Source organism: Paenibacillus glycanilyticus (assembly GCF_023715145.1).
Lineage (GTDB): Bacteria > Bacillota > Bacilli > Paenibacillales > Paenibacillaceae > Pristimantibacillus > Pristimantibacillus glycanilyticus_A.
The window spans coordinates 315,679-334,741 of the sequence record NZ_JAMBNP010000006.1 but is presented as its reverse complement, the minus strand read 5'-3'; the positions used below and the strand labels follow the sequence as shown (position 1 = coordinate 334,741).

15 protein-coding genes are annotated in these 19,063 nt (G+C 50.1%); 6 read left to right on the top strand and 9 right to left on the bottom strand.

Annotated elements, in window-relative coordinates:
* Window positions 1-175: 175 nt before the first annotated feature.
* From M3194_RS18965 to M3194_RS18955, 3 genes are read right to left on the bottom strand one after another with little or no spacing between them, the layout of a single operon-like run.
* A complete protein-coding gene (locus M3194_RS18965; protein ID WP_251655635.1) occupies window positions 176-2,086 on the bottom strand; it encodes an LTA synthase family protein in 1,911 nt (636 codons plus the stop codon).
* Window positions 2,087-2,113: 27 nt separating this feature from the next.
* The gene (locus tag M3194_RS18960; RefSeq protein WP_251655634.1) at window positions 2,114-3,055 is read right to left on the bottom strand and encodes a TIGR03943 family putative permease subunit; all 942 of its coding nucleotides are present in this window, start codon (window positions 3,053-3,055) and stop codon (window positions 2,114-2,116) included.
* A complete protein-coding gene (locus M3194_RS18955) occupies window positions 3,052-3,930 on the bottom strand; it encodes a permease (RefSeq protein WP_251655716.1) in 879 nt (292 codons plus the stop codon). Before M3194_RS18955 ends, M3194_RS18960 begins: the two co-directional genes overlap by 4 nt.
* Before the next feature lie 344 nt (window positions 3,931-4,274).
* Here M3194_RS18955 and M3194_RS18950 point away from each other — a divergent pair, with 344 nt between their 5' ends.
* A complete protein-coding gene (locus M3194_RS18950; RefSeq protein WP_251655633.1) occupies window positions 4,275-5,414 on the top strand; it encodes a transglutaminase domain-containing protein in 1,140 nt (379 codons plus the stop codon).
* A gap of 68 nt (window positions 5,415-5,482) precedes the next feature.
* Here the strand turns inward: M3194_RS18950 and M3194_RS18945 are convergent, their stop codons facing one another.
* A complete protein-coding gene (locus M3194_RS18945; RefSeq protein WP_251655632.1) occupies window positions 5,483-6,628 on the bottom strand; it encodes a virulence factor in 1,146 nt (381 codons plus the stop codon).
* A gap of 205 nt (window positions 6,629-6,833) precedes the next feature.
* Between M3194_RS18945 and M3194_RS18940 the strand changes: the two genes are divergently transcribed.
* The 4 genes from M3194_RS18940 (at window position 6,834) to M3194_RS18925 (ending at window position 11,825) form a co-directional block, all read left to right on the top strand.
* Window positions 6,834-7,751: an MBL fold metallo-hydrolase gene (locus tag M3194_RS18940; protein ID WP_251655715.1), complete on the top strand. Its 918-nt coding sequence runs from the start codon at window positions 6,834-6,836 to the stop codon at window positions 7,749-7,751.
* Window positions 7,752-7,892: 141 nt separating this feature from the next.
* Window positions 7,893-8,963: a Gfo/Idh/MocA family protein gene (locus M3194_RS18935; RefSeq protein WP_251655631.1), complete on the top strand. Its 1,071-nt coding sequence runs from the start codon at window positions 7,893-7,895 to the stop codon at window positions 8,961-8,963.
* A 137-nt stretch (window positions 8,964-9,100) separates the two neighbouring features.
* Window positions 9,101-10,720 carry an ABC-F family ATP-binding cassette domain-containing protein gene (locus M3194_RS18930; RefSeq protein WP_251655630.1) on the top strand — a complete coding sequence of 540 codons (1,620 nt, stop codon included), beginning with the start codon at window positions 9,101-9,103 and terminating at the stop codon, window positions 10,718-10,720.
* A gap of 211 nt (window positions 10,721-10,931) precedes the next feature.
* A complete protein-coding gene (locus tag M3194_RS18925; RefSeq protein ID WP_251655629.1) occupies window positions 10,932-11,825 on the top strand; it encodes a cation diffusion facilitator family transporter in 894 nt (297 codons plus the stop codon).
* A gap of 39 nt (window positions 11,826-11,864) precedes the next feature.
* Here the strand turns inward: M3194_RS18925 and M3194_RS18920 are convergent, their stop codons facing one another.
* From M3194_RS18920 to M3194_RS18900, 5 genes are all read right to left on the bottom strand, one after another.
* Window positions 11,865-13,061, bottom strand: a complete 1,197-nt coding sequence (locus M3194_RS18920; protein WP_251655628.1) for an acyltransferase — start codon at window positions 13,059-13,061, stop codon at window positions 11,865-11,867.
* A gap of 197 nt (window positions 13,062-13,258) precedes the next feature.
* A complete protein-coding gene (locus tag M3194_RS18915) occupies window positions 13,259-14,110 on the bottom strand; it encodes a polysaccharide deacetylase family protein (RefSeq protein WP_251655714.1) in 852 nt (283 codons plus the stop codon).
* A gap of 29 nt (window positions 14,111-14,139) precedes the next feature.
* On the bottom strand, window positions 14,140-15,330 hold the full coding sequence (locus tag M3194_RS18910) for an acyltransferase (protein ID WP_251655627.1): 1,191 nt from the start codon (window positions 15,328-15,330) through the stop codon (window positions 14,140-14,142).
* A 126-nt stretch (window positions 15,331-15,456) separates the two neighbouring features.
* The gene (locus M3194_RS18905; RefSeq protein ID WP_251655626.1) at window positions 15,457-16,872 is read right to left on the bottom strand and encodes an NAD-dependent malic enzyme; all 1,416 of its coding nucleotides are present in this window, start codon (window positions 16,870-16,872) and stop codon (window positions 15,457-15,459) included.
* Window positions 16,873-16,984: 112 nt separating this feature from the next.
* Window positions 16,985-18,100, bottom strand: a complete 1,116-nt coding sequence (locus M3194_RS18900; protein ID WP_251655625.1) for an MGDG synthase family glycosyltransferase — start codon at window positions 18,098-18,100, stop codon at window positions 16,985-16,987.
* 553 nt (window positions 18,101-18,653) lie between these two features.
* On the opposite strand from M3194_RS18900, the gene M3194_RS18895 reads away from it, so the two are divergent.
* Window positions 18,654-19,043, top strand: a complete 390-nt coding sequence (locus M3194_RS18895) for a kinase-associated lipoprotein B (protein WP_251655624.1) — start codon at window positions 18,654-18,656, stop codon at window positions 19,041-19,043.
* Window positions 19,044-19,063 lie beyond the last annotated feature (20 nt).

Here is a 19,063-nt window from a genome sequence, read left to right as displayed (position 1 = left end):
TTAGCGGTCGCTTTTGCTCGGGGATTCCAACCTTGCCTCGTTGATTCAAGGAATCCCCGAGCAATGGCGATTGGAAGAACATTTAAATGCGCAGACTGCTGTTTAGCCCAGATAAAAAGGGGGTGTCCCATCGTCATTTACATGACTTATGGGACACCCCCTTTTCTGCGTTTTATTATTTCACGGAAGCAACCTGCTGATTGTTATTTTGCGGCTTGACGTCCTTCTCGTTGATTTCCGGAAGCGATGCGACATACTCGTCGGACATGCTGACCAGACGGTGAGCTATCGTATACGTTTCTTTGGTATCAAGCGGTGCCGTGACAGGACCGCCAGCCAGCGGATACGAGATCCCGTCCTCATAACCGGAGCCGGGCACAAATGCGCCATTATCCGAGATAAACGAGCCGGATGGCAGATAATAACGTTCGGGCAGAATGTTCGTTGCATGATTCAGCAGATCCTGGCCGAAATGCACCTGATCCTTAAGCGATACGCCCATCAAGTTGGATACGGTCGGGAAAATATCCGATTGTCCGCCGACCTGCTGGAATACTTGAGGCGATTGATTCGGCACGGACATAATAAGCGGGATATTCATCATATCCGGCAGCGCATAGTCACGGCCGTAAATTTCCTTCATCAGCTTCTTCTCGTTGTTGTTCAGCGAGTAGATCGGCAGTCCTTGATGATCGCCGTACAGAACAATAACGCTGTTATCCCAGATGCCCTTCTTCTTCAGATCATCAATGAATTGGCCAAGCGCGTAATCCGCATAGTTCTGGGCTTCGATATAATCGCCGACCAGCGTGTTTTTGTAACGGGCGGGAAGCTCCATCTTATACTTGCTTTCCGGTATCCGGAACGGATGATGGCCGGACATGGAGATCAATTGAACGTAGAACGGCTGGCCGGTCTGCTGCATGCGTGACAGCTCATCGGCCGTTTTGGCGTACAGGACTTCATCGGAAGGACCAAAGGCGACAAGATCTTCTTTGCCGAAGAACCGGTCATCATAATATTTGTCCCAGCCAAGAGCTTTATACAGCTGGTCGCGGTTCCAGAACACCACGTTGTTCGTATGGAAGGTAGCTGTCTGATAACCGTTAGCCGCAAAAGCCTTCGGCATGCTCGGAAGCTCTTTATCGGCATACACCTCGGAAGCTGCGCCGTTAGGCGGTACGTACAGCGATGTATTTACCACATACTCGGCATCCGCCGTATTGCCTTGACCGACCTGCTGGAAGAAATGCGGGAAGTAGAAATTCTCGGCAGCCAGCTTGTTCATGTTTGGCGTGATTTCTTTGCCGTCGATCTTTAAGTTAATCAGGAAGTTCTGGAATGCTTCAAGCTGAATGATAATTACATTCTTCCCTTTGGCCGCTTCCCAGTATGCAGGCTGAGCAGGCTGTGCGCTGCCTTTTTCCTGTTCGACCATAGCCGGAGTAATCTCCTCTTCCGCTATAGGCAGATCCTTGGAGGAAGCAAAGGTGGCATAGACCTCATAATTAAGAATGCCCATGTTCTTCGCTTGCTGGAACTCATTCATATCCTCCCGGTAAGGGAGAATAGCCGCGGTACAGGCGGCAAGCGCAAGCACCTGGCCGGCAGCAAACCAGCTGCGTCCTTCACGGACGGACAAGCTTTTGCTCCAGGCACGGAAACGGCGGCTGAATGCCATGAACATAAAGGCCGCGATAATGTCCGTAAAGATAAACAGGAAGTACGGGTCCATAAGCGAGATCACGCTGCTGTTGACCTCGGATACTTGATTGACCTGGCGAAGCTCGTGGTAAGTAACAATAACGCCGAAATATTTGTAGTACATGATAACGGCAAAATAAATGCCGGTAAGAATCAGGTCACTGATCAGATAAGCGACAAGCTTTTTACGGTAAGCGAACGATTCGATCAGGCAGAAAATAAACCCGATGGACGAAATGCCGGTTATCAGCATTTTCAGCAGATCCTTCGTTCCTCCGTTAAAGACAATGAGCCATACGAGCAGCATCTTTAAAATCATGATGATGGAAAAAGTCACAAAGGGCTTGCTTAGAAGTGCTCTCCATCTATATCCGTTATGCAAAACCAATCGTCTCCCTTTCAGCTAAGTTCAAAAATTACGATAAACATATGGATCAGAAGGTGCGTCAATGGAATTCCATGCTGATGCCTTCAGAACGAGAATGGTTTGTTTGAAAGGCTGGTACAGCTCGGAAGACAAAGTGCCCGATACATGAACCCAGTCATCGTTTTTCAGATTGGTGCCTTTGGGGAACTCAACCAGCATGCCGAATACGCCGGAGTCGGCAGCACAGTGGATAAAGCCGTAACGGAACACGAAATAATGTGTATCGTCAATTTGTTCGCCTTTGTAGACAAAGCCATCAAATCCGACTGTTTTTCCCATGAAATTCTGGGGATGGTTGTAGACGGCTTCCAGTCCTTTCAGATAGTCATTATCATTAAAAATCAGCTGATCCTTGCCGGCAAATTGAGCAAGCTCCTTGTCAGCGATTTTCTTATAGCCGTCTTGTCCATAGAAAATGCTGGTGTCCGGCTTCAGGAACTGATGATTTCCCGGATTGTCCGCCGAGTAATCAATGTTCGGAAAGGAAAAGCCCTTAGCTTTCAGAAAGCTGGAGTCGAGCGTCTGAACGGGCAGGAATAAACCCGTCAAAATCGGTATCAGCAAAAAGATGTAGCTAAATCCGCGTCCCGCCTTGGAATGATGATGGTCATGTCCGTGGTGATCGGGTCCATGATGGTCATGATCATGATGGTCGTGGTCTTGGCAGGCGCAGGCATGCTGGTGGTGATCATGATCATGATCATGGTGGTGGCTCTGGTCATGTCCAAGCTCGGCTTTTGCCTTGTCCGCACGCTCTTTACGGTAAATCCGAATAAATTCGAAGACGAAAAGAATCGTCAGCAGGATGATCGCGCTCGTCGATAAATACGAGTACCTCATATTAATATACTTGTTCAAATCGCCTCTTATATGCATTTCAAGAAGCATAAACGCAAAGCCGCCCAAAATATACAAACGGATCATCCGAACAACCTCCCTACAAGCAGGGATACCAGCAGCGTAAGGGTAGCGACGAGAGCGATCAAGGTCACTACAAATTTGCCTTTAAATACCCCAAGCAGCATTAACGTGTTCTTAATGTCAATCATTGGGCCAAATACAAGAAAGGCCGAGATCGCTCCAATGGAGAAGCTGCCTTGGAAGGAAGAGGCGATAAAGGCATCGGCTTCCGAGCAAAGCGACATGACAAAAGCCATCACGATCATGACCAGTGATGAAGTTACAACATTGCTGCCCAGGTGGATCAGCGACGCCGTCGGAATGTAGGTTTGCATGGCAGCGGCAATGAGCGCCCCAAGCACGAGATATTTGCCCACCGAGAAGAACTCTTCAATACTGTGCGTCATCACGCCAAGCAATTGCGTGCGGAGCGGCGGCTTGGCAGCGGGGGTTGCTGCCGGCTCCAGCGCAGCTGCAGCTTCCTGCATGCCCGCTCCTGGCGATGTACGGAAAGGCAGCTGCGGGAATAAATAAGAAATGACAATGGCTGTGATAAAGGCGACAACTATTGCTGCGCCTGCCCGGATCAATGCCATGCGCCAGCTGTTGCCAAATGCCATAAACGTAGCAAACAAGACAATCGGGTTAATGATCGGCCCGGTCAGCATAAAAGCGATGCCCGCATGAAGAGGGACGCCTTTGCCTAGCAAACGCCTCGTAATAGGGACGATTCCACATTCGCAGGCAGGAAAAAAAACGCCGACTCCGCAGCCAACGAGTGTGGAAAGAAACCGATTTCTAGGCATGACTTTGGCGATCCAGCGTTCGGTTACAAACGTCTGGATTAGGCCGGAGACAATGACGCCAAGCAGGATGAAAGGAATGGCTTCCATAATCATACTTAGAAATATCGTATTTAGTTGTAGTAATGTTTTCACACAAACCTCCGAAGCTAAAGCTCTCTATTCCAGCTAGTAATCATTACTATCATCACTATAAGCATTGCTATAAAGAATTGCAAGACAACCGAAATAGACACCAACAATTACATCGGAAGTACTTGTAGGAGCTGCATTTTCCTTCATGTTTAGGAAATATGTAAACATACTTCACGCGGCGGCCATCCTCCGTTAGAATGAAAGTAGCTACATTTTTAATAGTTTCCAGCGCTGCGTGTTTATTACGAAAGGGAATCGCATAAAATAGAGTAATAAACTAATATTCCCGAAAGCGGGAGGTACCTATGCGAAAAACAGGTTGGAAAATTACGGCAGTTGCGGCTCTTCTCGCTGCAGCCATTGGTTTGAACATGAAATCCGATCTGTTCTCTGTATTTGCGTCCGCCTCGAGCAGCGGCGGCACAATCGATCAGCTCGAAGAGGAACTGGCTTCGCAATTTCAAAGCAGGTCCGAGCATTTCACTCTTCAATATAAAGGAGACAAGCACAAGCTTTCCGACGGTCTGCAGAATACGATCAATCAAGCGCTTGCGCAGGATGATTATACCGCATATATACTCGACTCCTATTTGTATACGATCCGCAGCTGGGGGAATCTGTCTACCATTAAGCTGGAGGCCAGATACCGCGAGACAACGGAGCAGACTGCGGCTGTTGATAAGATGGTAAATAAAGCGATAGCCCAGATCATCACTCCGCGGATGAATGAGCATGAGAAGGTGAAGGCCATTCACGACTGGATTGTCGGCAAGCTGCAGTATGATGAGACTTTGAAGCATTACACGGCATACGAAGCTCTGTCGACGGGAACAGCCGTATGTCAAGGTTATTCCCTTCTCGCCTATAAAATGCTAAAAGCTGTCGGAATTCCGGTTCTGATCGCGGAAGGCAAGGTTAAATCGGGCGACCATGCCTGGAATATGGTGCAGCTGGATGGCAGCTGGTACCACCTGGATATGACCTGGGATGACCCTGTTGTGAAGCAAGCCGGCACGAAGCAGACAGAATCGCGTCTCAGCTACAATTATTATCTGAAGACGGATGACGAAATGCGCGCCGATCATCAGTGGACCAAAACCTATCCGGCGGCGAATCATTCCTATAGCAGTGAGCTGAGCAAGCTGGAGAGCACAGACAGCGGGAAAGCGGACGTCTATGAGAAGTTAATCACCGATCTTGGCCTTCATTGGACGGAGCCCGAGCATACGGTCGCAAGTCTCGTCGAGCTGGAGCAAGATATCCGCGAGGCCGTGATGGAGGAGCAGACAAGTATGCATTTCCGTTATCTCCATGGCGCGCAATTGGAAACCGATCTGTCGACGGCGTTCAAGCAGTCACATGTGTCTGTGCGTTATTCAGCCCGTTACGAGCCTTATGGCAACGACGGCTCGATGATCGTGCAGGTGCAGCTGGATTATCAATAAATGAAAAGAGCCGTATCCCGGGCAGCTCAGACGGCTTGCTTGGGGTACGGCTCTTATTTGTTTAAGAGTTATTGCTGTTCGCGGTTACGGGCAGCGGTCATTTGCTGCCATACCGAGCCGGCAGCTTCCTCGCCGCGCTCAATCCGCTCCAGCGCTATCTGCGCCTGCAGCTGGATCTCGAACTCGGCGTCCTTCGCCGCCTCGCGCAGCGCTTCCACGGCGCTCTCATCGCCGGCTTCGTACAAGAAGCGGGCCGCGCGCCAACGGACAAGCTTGTTCGGATCGCGCAGCGCCTCGATCATTGGGCCGGTAGCGGCCGGATCGCCCCAATCGGACAGCGTGTCGCCCGCTGTGCGGCGGACGGACACGGATTTGTCCCGCAGCGCCTCGAACAGGTAAGGCATCGCCTCTGGCGTGCGAAGGTCGCCGAGATAAACAACGGCAAGCCGGCGGATCGACATGTTCTCGTCATGCAGCGCTCTGGCGATCAGCGGCAGCAGCTCCGGCTCCGGCGACATCCGTTCCATCGCGGCATAACGGATTTGCCATTCCGGCGAATCCAGGCGCTCCGATATCTCTTCGGCCGACAGCGGCGCAGGTCTTGCCGGAGCGGCCGCTTCCTCGCCGGGACCCAGCGCCTGTGCGGCAGTAATTAGTTCTTGCAGACGGTCAGCAGTATAGGCCGCGTCAAGCTCCTTCACGATCTCGGCCGCAATCTCTTCGAGCTCGCCGTAACGGACGCCGAACTCCTCGAGCTTCCGTTCGCGGATCATCGAAGCGCCGGCCGCCTCGGATACGGCATCGGCGAATTTCGGCGGCAGCGCTGAGCGGGCTTCCCGCTCGCCGTTCTTCACCCGCACCTGCATCGGGATGCCCCGATACATTTGCACAAGCACATGCGCCTCGCCGTAGCTCTCGGCGGCAAGCGCGGCTCCTGCCGCGTCGTCGCCTTCCGTTCCGCCTTGCAGCAGCGCTCTCGCGTCGGCGAGAATACGCGCCCAGTCCGCGTTAGCTACGCGGTCCAGCGCGATAAAGTCGGCCGTGCGGAAGATGCTTCGCACGCCTTCTATGGCGAGGAGCGCTTTCAGCGGCTCCGGCGCGGACTCGATTTCTTTTTTTGTATAGGATTGTCTGACGCCGCGGGGCAGCGATTCATCGACGTTCAGCTTCATGGAATTTGGACTTGGAGTTGGTTCGATCGAAATAAGTTTCATGTTCATTATGCCTCCCGTTCACTAACTTGAGCTTATAATCATAGTGTACATGAAAAAAACAGCTTACGCGAATATCGCAAGGCAATAGTTGATTGGTCATTCCCAAGTTGGTATCTTTAAATGACAGGGCAAGACTACTAGGAGGGATGAACAGTTGAGGCAGCAAAAATTTACGAACAGCGAGCCGGTACAGCTGCAAAATTCCATGAAGCATTTGAAGCGTTGGCGGCAAGAGCGGCTTCGTAAAGCAAAGACGAAGGATTATTCCTATTCCGTTCCGAGCGTTGAGCCGGACCTTGAATTTCTTCATCAGAATGAGTCGACGCCTTCCTTGACTTGGGTAGGGCACTCGACCTTCTTCATTCAGCTTGCCGGCATGAATATCATGACCGATCCGGTCTGGGCCGGACAGATGGCTTTCCAAAGAAGACTGACGCCGCCGGGATTGCCGATTGATGACGTGCCTCCGGTTGATATCGTCCTTATTTCCCATTCCCATTACGATCATCTCCATATCCAGTCGCTCCGCCGTCTTCAAGGCAGGAAGCAGCTGCTTGTCCCGGCAGGGCTTCGCACGAAGCTCAGGCTGAAGGGCTTTGCGAATGTCAGAGAGCTGCATTGGTGGGAGTCCGTTGTTATAGATGGTATCCGCATTACCTTTGTGCCGTCCCAGCACTGGACCCGCCGGAATCTGTGGGATATGAACAGCTCCCATTGGGGCGGCTGGATCTTGGAGCCGGTAGAGAAGGATTCGCAGGACCCGACCCTGTATTTTGCCGGTGACAGCGGTTATTTCCCGGGATTCAAGGAAATCGGCAGCCGTTTCAACATTGATATCGCCTTGCTGCCAATTGGCGCTTATGAGCCGGAATGGTTCATGGGGCCTCAGCATGTGACGCCGGAGGAGGCGCTGCAGGCCTTCGAGGATACCGGGGCGAAGTGGTTCGTGCCGATGCATTACGGGGCGTTCAAGCTTGCCGACGATACGCCGCGCGAGGCGCTTGACCGGCTGGAGAATGAGCGGGACAGACGGGGCCTTGACGAAGAGCGGATCAGAATCCTGCCGCATGGCGAAACCTGGCATTGCCCGAACCGCCAAAATAACAAACGAGAACAAGAGTAAGCCAAATAAGCACAATGACTCTCCGATATCGGAGAGCTATACTTAGATCATACATGTGACAGAAACATCATTATCCTATGCTTCGTAGCATGAAACATCACAATGGCATGAACAGGGCCATTTCAGGAGGAACTAGAGAATATGAGTCAGCCTATCCGTCTTGGCATTATCGGTGCCGGGGCTATTGGTAAAATCCATTTGGAAACATTCGCGAAGGTAGGAGCAGATTCGGTATACGTCGCTGCAATTACCGATGCTTATGTGCCGCTTGCCGCGCAAAGAGCAGAGGAGTTTGGCGTGAAGACCGTGCATCAGAACCCGCAGGCTCTGCTTGAGGACCCGGAGATTGATGCGGTAGTTATTGGCGTGCCGAACCAGTTCCATGCTCCGTTAGCAATAGAAGCGTTGAAGCAGGGCAAGCATGTTCTGCTCGAGAAACCGATGGCCATTGACGCGGAGGCGGCTCGTACCATCTACGAAGCGCAGAAGTCTTCGCGCAAAGTGCTCATGATGGCGCAGCAAATGCGCTGGACCGGGATTAACCGCGCTATCAAGGCCTGTGTCGAGAACGGCGATTTGGGCCGCATTTACAATGTGAAGGCCGGTTGGTTCCGCAAAAAAGGAATTCCTGGCTGGGGCTCCTGGTTTACCCGCAAAGATATGGCAGGCGGCGGGCCGCTGATCGATATCGGCGTTCACATGCTTGACCTGGCCCTTTACCTGATGGGCAATCCAAAGCCGGTGTCCGTATACGGCTCCACTTATGCCGAGTTTGGTCCGGAACGCCGCGGTATTGGCACCTGGGGAACGCCTAACTGGGAAGGCTATTATGACGTGGAAGACCTTGCAACTGCGCTTATTAAGCTGGACAACGGCGCAACGCTATCGCTTGAAGTGAGCTGGGCCGCGCATGCGGCGGGCATGAGCCAAGATCCGTTTGTTCATCTGATGGGCAAGGAAGGCGGCGCAGCGCTGATCGGCAATGACGGCAAATTCGTGACTCACGAAGGCGACCAGGTTGTTGAGACCAACATCGATCCGCTTGAGGGCGAAGAAGATCGCGTGCTGCTGAGCAAGCATTTCATCGAGTGCATCAACGAGGGCAAAGAGCCGATTTCCTCCGCGCTTTCGGGCTATACCAACAGCCGCATTCTCGATGCAATCTACGAGTCGTCCCGTACCGGCAATGAAGTGAAGCTGATCTGGGATTAATAGAGGATTCTGAAAGGGCTGCCTGATGGCAGTCTTTTTTGTTTATCTTTTCCCATCGGGTGTAATTGGACGTTCAGACTGTGGTATAATGGTTCGAGATAAATTGAGTTTGGAAAAGAAGGACGGGATTAAATAAAATGATTAGTACAAGCGGCATAACGCTTCGCTTCGGGAAGAAGCCACTATTCGAAGATGTAAACATTAAATTTACGCCTGGCAACTGCTATGGCCTCATTGGCGCGAACGGCGCCGGTAAATCAACGTTTCTGAAAATTTTGTCCGGCGAGGTTGAACAGTCCAGCGGTGAAGTTCACATTACGCCGGGCGAACGCCTTGCGGTATTGAAACAGAACCATTTCGAATACGATGAGTTCGCTGTGCTCGAAACGGTTATTATGGGTCACAAAAAGCTGTATGACGTGATGAAGGAGAAGGATGCGCTGTATGCAAAAGCCGACTTCACCGATGAAGACGGCATGCGCGCAGGCGAGCTCGAAGCCGAATTCGCCGACATGAACGGCTGGGAAGCGGAATCGCAGGCAGCAGAAATGCTGAATGGTCTGGGCATCACGCCTGATCTGCATGACAAGAAAATGTCTGAGCTGGGCGGCAACGAGAAAGTCCGCGTCTTGCTGGCGCAAGCGTTGTTTGGCGAACCAAACATCCTGCTTCTCGATGAGCCTACCAACCATTTGGACATCGAATCTATCCGTTGGCTGGAAGACTTCCTGTCGGGCTATGAAGGCACTGTTGTGGTAGTCAGCCATGACCGTCACTTCCTGAACACGGTATGTACGCATATCGCGGATATCGACTTTGGCAAAATCCAGATGTACGTGGGCAACTATGACTTCTGGTACGAATCCAGCCAGCTGGCTCTCGCGCTTCAACGCGGCGAGAACAAGAAGAAAGAAGACAAGATCAAGGAACTTCAAGCGTTTATTCAACGCTTCAGCGCGAATAAATCGAAATCCAAGCAAGCGACTTCCCGTAAAAAATTGCTGGATAAAATTACGCTCGACGACATTCGTCCTTCGAACCGTAAATATCCTTTCATCAATTTCAAGGGCGAGCGCGAAGCGGGCAAATCCCTTCTGCTTGTTGAAGGTCTGACGAAGACGATCGACGGCGAGAAAGTGATTGATAACCTGACGATTGCCGTAAATAAAGGCGACAAAATCGCTTTCGTTGGTCCTAACGGCCTTCCGAAGACGGTTCTGTTCCAACTGCTGATGGGCGAGCTGGAAGCTGATTCCGGTACGTACCAATGGGGCGTTACAACAACGCAAGGCTATTTCCCGAAAGACAACGCGCCTTACTTCGACGGCGTTGAGCTTAATCTCGTGGAATGGCTTCGTCAATACTCGAAGGATCCGGACGAAACGTTTATCCGCGGCTTCCTCGGTCGTATGTTGTTCTCCGGCGACGATGCGATGAAGAAAGCAACGGTTCTGTCCGGCGGCGAGAAAGTACGCTGCATGCTTTCCAAAATCATGCTGAGCGGCGCAAACGTGCTTGTTCTTGATGAGCCTACGAACCACTTGGACCTCGAGTCCATTACGGCATTGAACAATGGTCTGACCGACACGGACTGCACGGTTCTGTTTACTTCGCATGACCATCAGTTCGTGCAAACCATTGCTAACCGCATCATGGAGATTACGCCTAATGGTTTAATTGATAGAATGATGTCCTATGACGAGTACCTCGAGAGCGAAGAGATTAAAGCCCTTCGCGAGCGTATGTACGCCGTATAAGCCGTATAATTAGCAGCTTTGGCTGTTACACTAAAGACTTGGCGATCGTTCGCCAAGTCTTTTTGTTTTGCGTGGAAGGAAGTTGCAGGCATGCATAAAAGCACGCATATGGTAAACACTGTTTCTCTAGACCCACATCAATTTGTTCGGGTATGATCATTTCATATTGTATTCATGGATTAATGAGATGAAATGAGGTTAGGGGATAGAAATGGATCAGTATGAAGAGATCAAGCAGGGCGAGAAGGGGGCCTTGGTCAGCATTGGCGCGTATATCGGGCTGTCGGCCATCAAGCTTGGTGCCGGCTATTGGTTCGCCTCCGGAGCGCTCGTAGCGGACGGCTTTAATAACTTGACCGATATTATTGCGTCGGTAGCTGTACTGATTGGCCTGCGCATCTCGCAGAAGCCACCCGATAAGGATCATCCCTACGGACATTTCCGCGCGGAGACGATTGCAGCTTTGATTGCCTCGTTTATTATGGCTACAGTAGGCATTCAAGTTATTATTAATACGGTTCGCTCTTTATTCTCGGGCGAACAGACCGTACCTTCGCTGAATTCAGCCTGGGTCGCTTTGTTTGCCGCCGTTTGCATGGGCGCCGTCTATTACTATAACCGGAAGCTTGCGAATAAGATCAACAATCAGGCTTTGCATGCCGCGGCAAAAGATAATTTATCCGATGCGCTGGTTAGTATAGGGGCAGCGATCGGGATAATAGGCTCGCAGTTTGGCATGCCATGGCTGGATCCGGTTGCGGCACTTGCCGTTGGCGGCATTATCTGCAAGACGGCATGGGACATCTTCTACAGCTCGACGCACGCGCTTACGGATGGTTTTGACGCGAACGAGCTGATGACGCTGCGGTCCACCATCGAGCGGACCAAGGGGGTCAAGTCGATTAAAGACATTAAGGCGCGCGTGCACGGCAGCAACGTTCTGATTGATGTCATCGTGCAGGTTGATCCCGGCCTGTCGCTTATTGAAAGCCACAGGATCAGCGACGAGATCGAGCAGCGGATGGAAGGCAAGCACAATATTATGAGCGTTCACGTGCATGTGGAGCCTCTTGAAGCAAACGCTGCGGCTGCTCCCCAGCAATAATAAAACCCTTAGCCAACAAATGGCTAAGGGTTTTTGATTTTACGCGTCCAATTGTCTATCCGGAAGAGCAGGCTGTGAAGGCCTTTTTTTAGATTTAGGCAAATTGCCAAAGACGATCCAATTCAACGGCACATAACGGGCGAAGAAGCCCACAACGATCCAGGAGAGAGTAAGGGCGAGCACAAAACCGCCAAGGTACCATAGATGGAGCAGCCATGCCGTTCCTGTATCAAGCGGGTATCGCCGGTAGATGAGCAGGAAGAACGGATGTATCAAGTATATCCCAAACGATAAAGCACCAAGTCTTGCGATAAGCGCGGTTAGAACCTTGGGCAGGCTTTTGGACAGGATAAATGCCAATTGTATGAGAACTAGCGCCGTTAGCAGGCCATGAATATTCCACACCAAATCAAACAATGTCGTATTGAACGATTTCTTGTGAAGTCTGGTCTCATAATACAGGTACACATGCGTCAAGCCTGCTGCGACCCACAGCGTCCATAAGATAATCCAGGTGAATACGCGGGCTGCGGTAGCGTGTTTTCTTGCGATAATGATCCATTCCTTGATTCTCGGATAATAGATCCCTAGAGCAGCGCCTAATAAATAATAGGAGAAGTACGAGAGTGACCAGCTGCCGCGGTTAGGGACACCGGGTGCCGGCAGCACATGCTTATTAATCAGGAAGAAAGCCCATTGGATCGCAATACCGGCCGGAATGGCCCATTTAACGGTGCGCGGATATTTCTTCATCACCCATAGGAACAAGGGAAGCATGAGATAAAACTGAATGTTGATAAAGACAAAATACAGGTGCGTATAGGCCTTGCCGGTTAATACTTTATCAATGAAATTATGTATTTCCGTTGATAAAGACCGGTCCTGATAATAAGTAAAATGCAGAATCGCAAAATAAAACAAAGAGAAGACCAGATACGGGATAATGATATACAGCAGCCGTTTTTTATAAAAGCTTCCGAGAAGCTGCTTGTCCAAAGGGCGGGAGTAATAGTTGTAGAAGAGGACAAAGCTGCTCAGAAAGATAAAGGTTGTTGTACCGATCTTCATGAAAATATTGAAGAAGTTATAAAGAAAAAAGTAATTCGAATTCACCATATCAACCGTGGCAAACGAAGTGGAATGTACGGACAGGACACCGATGATGGCCATCGCCCGCACGAGTGACAGCTCAGGAATGTTTTGTCTTTTCTGAATTGTTGGCGAAGCCGTTGTCATGGGTTATTCATTCATCCTTTCTCAGGCGTGTTCTGTCGACTTAGCCATTATAGTCTACTAAAGTTTAAGCGGACAACTTATATTAATCTTAAAAACTTAAGCAATTCTTAAATATTCGAACGAAATAATGTTTTATGTTGGAATAAAAAAATGCCCTTGGTCTTTCCATTTGGAAAGACCAAGGGCTGATGGGATTGTTATCCGTATTTCTTCATCATATCAAGGAATTTGTTAGCCGAGAGTGCCGGTGTGCCTGCATTCAGACGGAATACTTCATCGGATCCAGGTTTGTTGATACCCGGCTGTGTTGTGAAGAATAAGGTGACGCCTGCCTCTTTCTGGAGCTTCTTGGCGGTAGAGTTAAAGGCGCCGAACGGGAAAGCAATCATCTGACAGGAATTATTAAGCTCTTCCTTCAGACGTTTCTCCATCAGCTGGGCATCGGCTTCAACGCGAGCCATATATTCCTTCTTGGTTTCTACCCGGCCTTTATCCTTCAGGTAGACCTGATTGGTCAGCAGCGGTCCTTTTTTATGCCCTTTTTTATCGAGCGGAACATAGTCATGCTGATTGTACGTATGGCTGTAGAAGCTGAAGCCTTCTTCTTTAAGCTTGCGCATCGTATCCCAAGTTAAGTGCTTCGTGTGTACGTTTTGCTTGTCGCTGCTCGCTCCGATAATGAAATGAGTAGCGGTAAAATTGTATTTTTTCAAAATCGGAACCGCATATTGGTCAAAGCTTTCATAGCCGTCGTCGAAGGTAATCACAACGGCATTATCCGGCACAGTTGCTTTGTTCTGCATGAAGTCCGCGAACTGCTCGGAACTGATGACGTTGTAGCCGTTCTCCTTCAGAAGCTTCATGTGGGTGCCGAAGCGGCTGGGGGAGATTGTTGCCCCGCTTTCCTTCACATCGATATGATGATACATAAGGACGATAACCTTGTTTTTATAATGTGCAGGGTTGTTTGCAGCAGCCTTCAGCTGGTACTGGGACACCGGCCAAGTGATCGCGAGGGCGATGACGAGGAGTGCGGCAATCACTTTCATTCTCACAACTTATTCCTCCTACGGATGAATTACGCGTCCAGCTGTCTTTCCGGAAGAACAGGCTGTGAAATCTTTTTTGGTTTCGGCAGATTGCCGAAGGCGATCCAGTTAAACGGAACATAGCGGGCGAAGAAGCCAACAACAATCCAGGAGCCGATAAGGGCGAGCACAAAACCGCCAAGGTACCAGAGATGAAGCAGCCAAGCCGTTCCCGTATCAAGCGGGTATTTCCGGTAGAAGAGCAGGAAAACCGGATGAATCAGGTAGATGCCAAACGATAATGCGCCGAGCCTTGCCATTTGCTTGATTAAGGCCTTCGGCAGTTTCTTGGAAATAATAAATGCTATCTGCATCAAAACAAGTGCCGTCAGTACCCCATGAATATTCCACACCAGATCGAACAATGTAGTATTGAACGAAGCCTTGTGGAGCCTTGTCTCATAATACAGGTAGACATGCGTCAGACCGGCTGCGATCCAGCAGGCCCATAAGACGATCCAGGTGACAAGGCGTCCAGCAGTTGCATGTTTTCTTGCGATAATGATCCATTCTTTTATTCTCGGATAATAGATTCCTAGAGCAGCGCCCAGCAAATAATACGAGAAATACGAGAAAGACCAGCTGCCGCGGTTAGGAACAGGTGTCTCCAGTCCGTATTTATTAAGCATGAAGAAGCCCCACTGCAGAGCAAGGCCTGCAGGAATCGCCCATTTGACCGTGCGCGGATATTTCTTCATCAGCCACAGGAACAACGGGAACATAAGGTAGAATTGAATGTTGATATACACGAAATACAGATGCGTATACGCCTTGCCGGTTAATACTTTTTCGATGAAATTATCGATTTCCGTTGATAAAGTGCGGTCCGGGTAATAAATAAAATGCAGAATCGTAAAGTAAAACAAAGAGAAGAGAAGATAAGGGATAATAATGTACAGCAGCCGTTTCTTATAAAAGCTTCCTAGCAGCTGCTTGTCCAAGGGCCGGGTGTAATAATTGTAGAAGAGGACAAAGCTGCTTAGGAAGATAAAGGAAGTTGTGCCTATTTTCATGAAAATATTGAAAAAATTATAAACAAAAAAGTAATTCGAATTTACCATGTCAACGGTAGCAAAAGATGTTGAGTGAACGGACAGGACGCCGATTATAGCCATTGCCCGTACGAGTAGCAGTTCGGGAATATTGTCCCTCTTCTGCAGTGGTGGTGAAGCGCTAGCCATTCGTAATACATCCTTCCCGCGGTCCTATACTATTAAACTATTAACCTAGTTATTATAGTATAGATAGACAGGCCCACACAACAATTTGTCTTAATCTCCCATTCGAGATCAAGACAAATTGTTTTTTTATTCCCGTGGTCTTCTGCGGGCTGCGCCGCTGTCCTGCGCCGCTTGAATGACTCTCCGGCGGACTTCTTCAACGACTCTTGTATTAAATACGCTTGGTATAATATAGATTCTGCTTAACTCGTCCTCGCTGATTACGGATGCGATCGCTTCTGCGGCGGCCAGCTTCATGGGCTCGTTAATCGTTACCGCACGGCTGTCCAGCGCTCCTCGGAAGATGCCGGGGAAGCAGAGCACGTTGTTGATCTGATTCGCATAATCGCTCCTTCCCGTGGCCATTACGGCAACGATGTCCTCGGCAAGCTCGGGCCGGATTTCAGGCTCGGGATTCGCCATGGCAAACACGATCGGATCGGGAGCCATCGACAGGATATGCTCTCTGGTCAAAATGCCGCCGGCAGATACCCCAATAAATACATCGGCATTTGCCAGCGCTTCTTTTAGCCCTCCGCTTATTCGGGCTTCATTGGTATTTTCTGCATACCATTGCCACATCGGGTGACTATAGGTACGATCGGCTGTCAGAATGCCCTCGCGGTCAACGCCGATGATATGCTTGGCACCGCCTGCCAGCAGCATCTTCGTGCATGCCGTACCGGCAGCGCCGATTCCGCATACGACAAACCTTGTATCCTCGATCTTGCGTTTCGTCAGCTTAAGGGCATTCAGAAGACCGGCGTACAATACAACGGCTGTACCGTGCTGGTCATCGTGGAATACGGGTATATCCAGCTCATCGCGGAGCCTGCGCTCGATTTCGAAGCAGCGTGGCGCCGATATATCCTCCAGGTTAATGCCGCCGAAGGCGGGGGCCAGATGCTTGATCGACGCGATGATTTGCTCGGTATCCTGGGTATCCAGACAAATGGGGAAAGCATCGACATCGGCAAATTGCTTGAACAGCATCGCTTTGCCCTCCATAACGGGCATGGCCGCATAGGGACCGATATTGCCGAGTCCAAGCACCGCGCTGCCGTCCGATACTACGGCAACGGTATTGCGTTTGATGGTTAAGGTGAATGCCTTCTTCGGGTCAGCTTCTATAGCCTGGCAAACCCTGGCGACATCAGGTGTATATACGCGGGACAGATCGTCCCGGTTTTGTATGGGGGTTTTGGGCTGGATCGTTATTTTTCCGCCCAGATGCAGTAGAAAGGTGCGGTCGGACACATGGCGAAGGCGTATGCCCGGAACGCTTTGAAGGACGGTTTGCAGCCGTTCCGCAGCTCCTGCTTCGGTTATTTTGACCGTCAAGTCGCGTACGCTGACCTGCTTGTCGGTCTGGATGACGTCAATCGCCACGATATCTCCGCCGGCCCCTTCAATGGCGGTGACGGCTTTGCCGAAATGCGCCTGCTGGGTATCAATTTCGAGACGCAGAATAATTGTTTTACCTTCCATGCTTCGTTCCTTCATCCTTATCCGCTCCCTTTGCTATTCGACTGCGACATACGCATCCATTATAACAATAACCGGATAAGACTTGTACTATTCGAATGAATTCAGGATTTGTTCAAGCAAAAAGCCGTCATTGCAACAGCTGCAAGACGGCTTTCGGACAAGTTAGAGGGTTATATTCTTCATTTCGTTTGTTAATCAGAGCCTCGCGGTAGCGGGTGGATGCTTCTGTCTGCTGGATTGTGGCCATCCATCTGTCGACCGTTTCGGTCGTCTCGAGCATCTCGCCGAAGCCGTTTCGGATGAAGTATTCGCAGTTCTGCTCTTCCTGTCCGGGAATGGGCTCGTAGAACAGCATGGGAATGCCTTTGCTCATGCCCTCCGTACAGGTCATGCCTCCCGGCTTGGTCACAAGAACGTCAGCGACGTCCATCAGCTTGCTGACTTCCTTGGTAAATCCGATAACCCGTATGTTCTCATGCCGGAACCTGGGGTTAGCCAGCATCTTTTCTTTTACCTTATCATTGTTTCCTACGCAAAAAATAAACTGAACACGCTCGCGCCATTCCGTCATATATTCCAGCAGGCTGTCTTCGTACATAAGTCCCCAGCCGCCGCCCATAATAAGGACGGTAGGCAGCGCCTTCAGTCCGAACTGCCGTCTGACCTCGTCCTTGTCGTAGCTCTTCCAGAAGTGGGGATGGACGGGAATGCCTGTCACATTGATCCGGTTCTCCGGCACGCCGTGGTTGATGAGCTTGTCCTTGACGAGGGGAGAGGATACAAGAAATTTGTTCACTTCCTGGTTCACCCATGAACCATGCGCGTCATAATCGGTGATGACGGTACAGAGCCTGATGTTCAGCCCGAGCCGCTTCAGCCTGCTGACAACCGCGTTTGGAACAGGATGCGTGCAAATAACGAGATCCGGCTTAAGCTGGGCAATCACCTGCGAAGTATGGGTATAAAACATCCGGTGAAGCGCAAGCTGCATGAATCGATTAAGCGATTTTTTATAATTGCTGCGGTACATCAGGCCAACCATCTTGGGCTGCTTGCTGACCGTTTTGCGATAGGCGGAAATAATTAAAGGTCCTAACACAGGATTAAGAAAATTGCCCAGCTCCATCACGCGGGTCTGTATATCCGGGTTGAGCTGGCGCAGGCCTGCTGCCAAGGCATGCGCGGCTTGCGTGTGCCCTGATCCGAATCCTTCGGAGAGCAGGAGCACTCTTTTCTTACGCATAATGTCACCTACTTTTCTAGTTCCATATTACGACTCTGCTCGATTTAAAACAAGTCATCCTGCTATTGAAGTTGCAGGTGCGATAGTCCTAGTTCGGGCTACCTTCGCCGCAAGCGGGAAATCACGGGTTGCTTTACAAGAAAATATTCTTATATGATAGTGTGAATTGCTGATCATGCTTAGATGTCGTTCCATGTACTAAGCGGTATTATAGCACATTGGAAATAAGTAGCGTGCATACGAATGTGCAAAACAGGTATGTAAATTAAAGGCGAAGCTTCCGAACGCATTTTAAGCTAATGCTTACGAAGCAAGAATTGCTTCGCAATTCTTTAAGCTAATGCTTACGAAGCAAGAATTGCTTCGCAATTCTTTAAGCTAATGCTTTCGAAGTAAAAATTGCTTCGCATTTTTTAAGCTAATGCTTACGAAGCAAGAATTGCTTCACAATTCTTTAAGCTAATGCTTACGAAGCAAGAATTGCTTCACAATTCTTTAAGCTAATGCTTACGAAGCAAGAATTGCTTCACAATTCTTTTTAGGAGGACTACATATGCAAGAATTAAATCGTGATTTTATCGTTCCGGGCGCATTGGCTAAAGCCGATGTAAGATCAGGACAATATATCGGTGAAATTGTTGAAGTGAACGGGCCGCGCGCCGTCTTTAAGGTGCTGGCAGTATTGAAGCATCCCGAGCAGGGAGATCTTCATCATCCCTATAATCCGGATGTTGCGATGTTCCACGAGCGCAGAGCGCTAAGCTACACGGAGAAAACGAATGTGCCGCTTCGCGATTTGAAGCCCTTTGAAGGGGAAGTGCCGGACTACAATGCCTCGCTGCAGGAGGCTGTTGCAGCCCAGATCGCCGCGCTGGACCGTCTTATGCGCTGGTCCGCGCGCGGGCTGGAGCTGTTGAAGGAGCTGCGGAAGGAATATAAGTAACTAGAATAATTTCTTCTACT

Coding starts and splice junctions, on each gene's coding strand:
- M3194_RS18960 (WP_251655634.1), bottom strand. CDS start 3,055: ATGATCCGTTTGTATATTTTGGGCGGCTTTGCGTTTATGCTTCTTGAA.
- M3194_RS18950 (WP_251655633.1), top strand. CDS start 4,275: ATGCGAAAAACAGGTTGGAAAATTACGGCAGTTGCGGCTCTTCTCGCT.
- M3194_RS18910 (WP_251655627.1), bottom strand. CDS start 15,330: ATGGCTAGCGCTTCACCACCACTGCAGAAGAGGGACAATATTCCCGAA.
- M3194_RS18895 (WP_251655624.1), top strand. CDS start 18,654: ATGCAAGAATTAAATCGTGATTTTATCGTTCCGGGCGCATTGGCTAAA.
- M3194_RS18940 (WP_251655715.1), top strand. CDS start 6,834: ATGAAGCATTTGAAGCGTTGGCGGCAAGAGCGGCTTCGTAAAGCAAAG.
- M3194_RS18925 (WP_251655629.1), top strand. CDS start 10,932: ATGGATCAGTATGAAGAGATCAAGCAGGGCGAGAAGGGGGCCTTGGTC.
- M3194_RS18920 (WP_251655628.1), bottom strand. CDS start 13,061: ATGACAACGGCTTCGCCAACAATTCAGAAAAGACAAAACATTCCTGAG.
- M3194_RS18930 (WP_251655630.1), top strand. CDS start 9,101: ATGATTAGTACAAGCGGCATAACGCTTCGCTTCGGGAAGAAGCCACTA.
- M3194_RS18945 (WP_251655632.1), bottom strand. CDS start 6,628: ATGAAACTTATTTCGATCGAACCAACTCCAAGTCCAAATTCCATGAAG.
- M3194_RS18935 (WP_251655631.1), top strand. CDS start 7,893: ATGAGTCAGCCTATCCGTCTTGGCATTATCGGTGCCGGGGCTATTGGT.
- M3194_RS18915 (WP_251655714.1), bottom strand. CDS start 14,110: ATGAAAGTGATTGCCGCACTCCTCGTCATCGCCCTCGCGATCACTTGG.
- M3194_RS18905 (WP_251655626.1), bottom strand. CDS start 16,872: ATGAAGGAACGAAGCATGGAAGGTAAAACAATTATTCTGCGTCTCGAA.
- M3194_RS18900 (WP_251655625.1), bottom strand. CDS start 18,100: ATGCGTAAGAAAAGAGTGCTCCTGCTCTCCGAAGGATTCGGATCAGGG.
- M3194_RS18955 (WP_251655716.1), bottom strand. CDS start 3,930: ATGATTATGGAAGCCATTCCTTTCATCCTGCTTGGCGTCATTGTCTCC.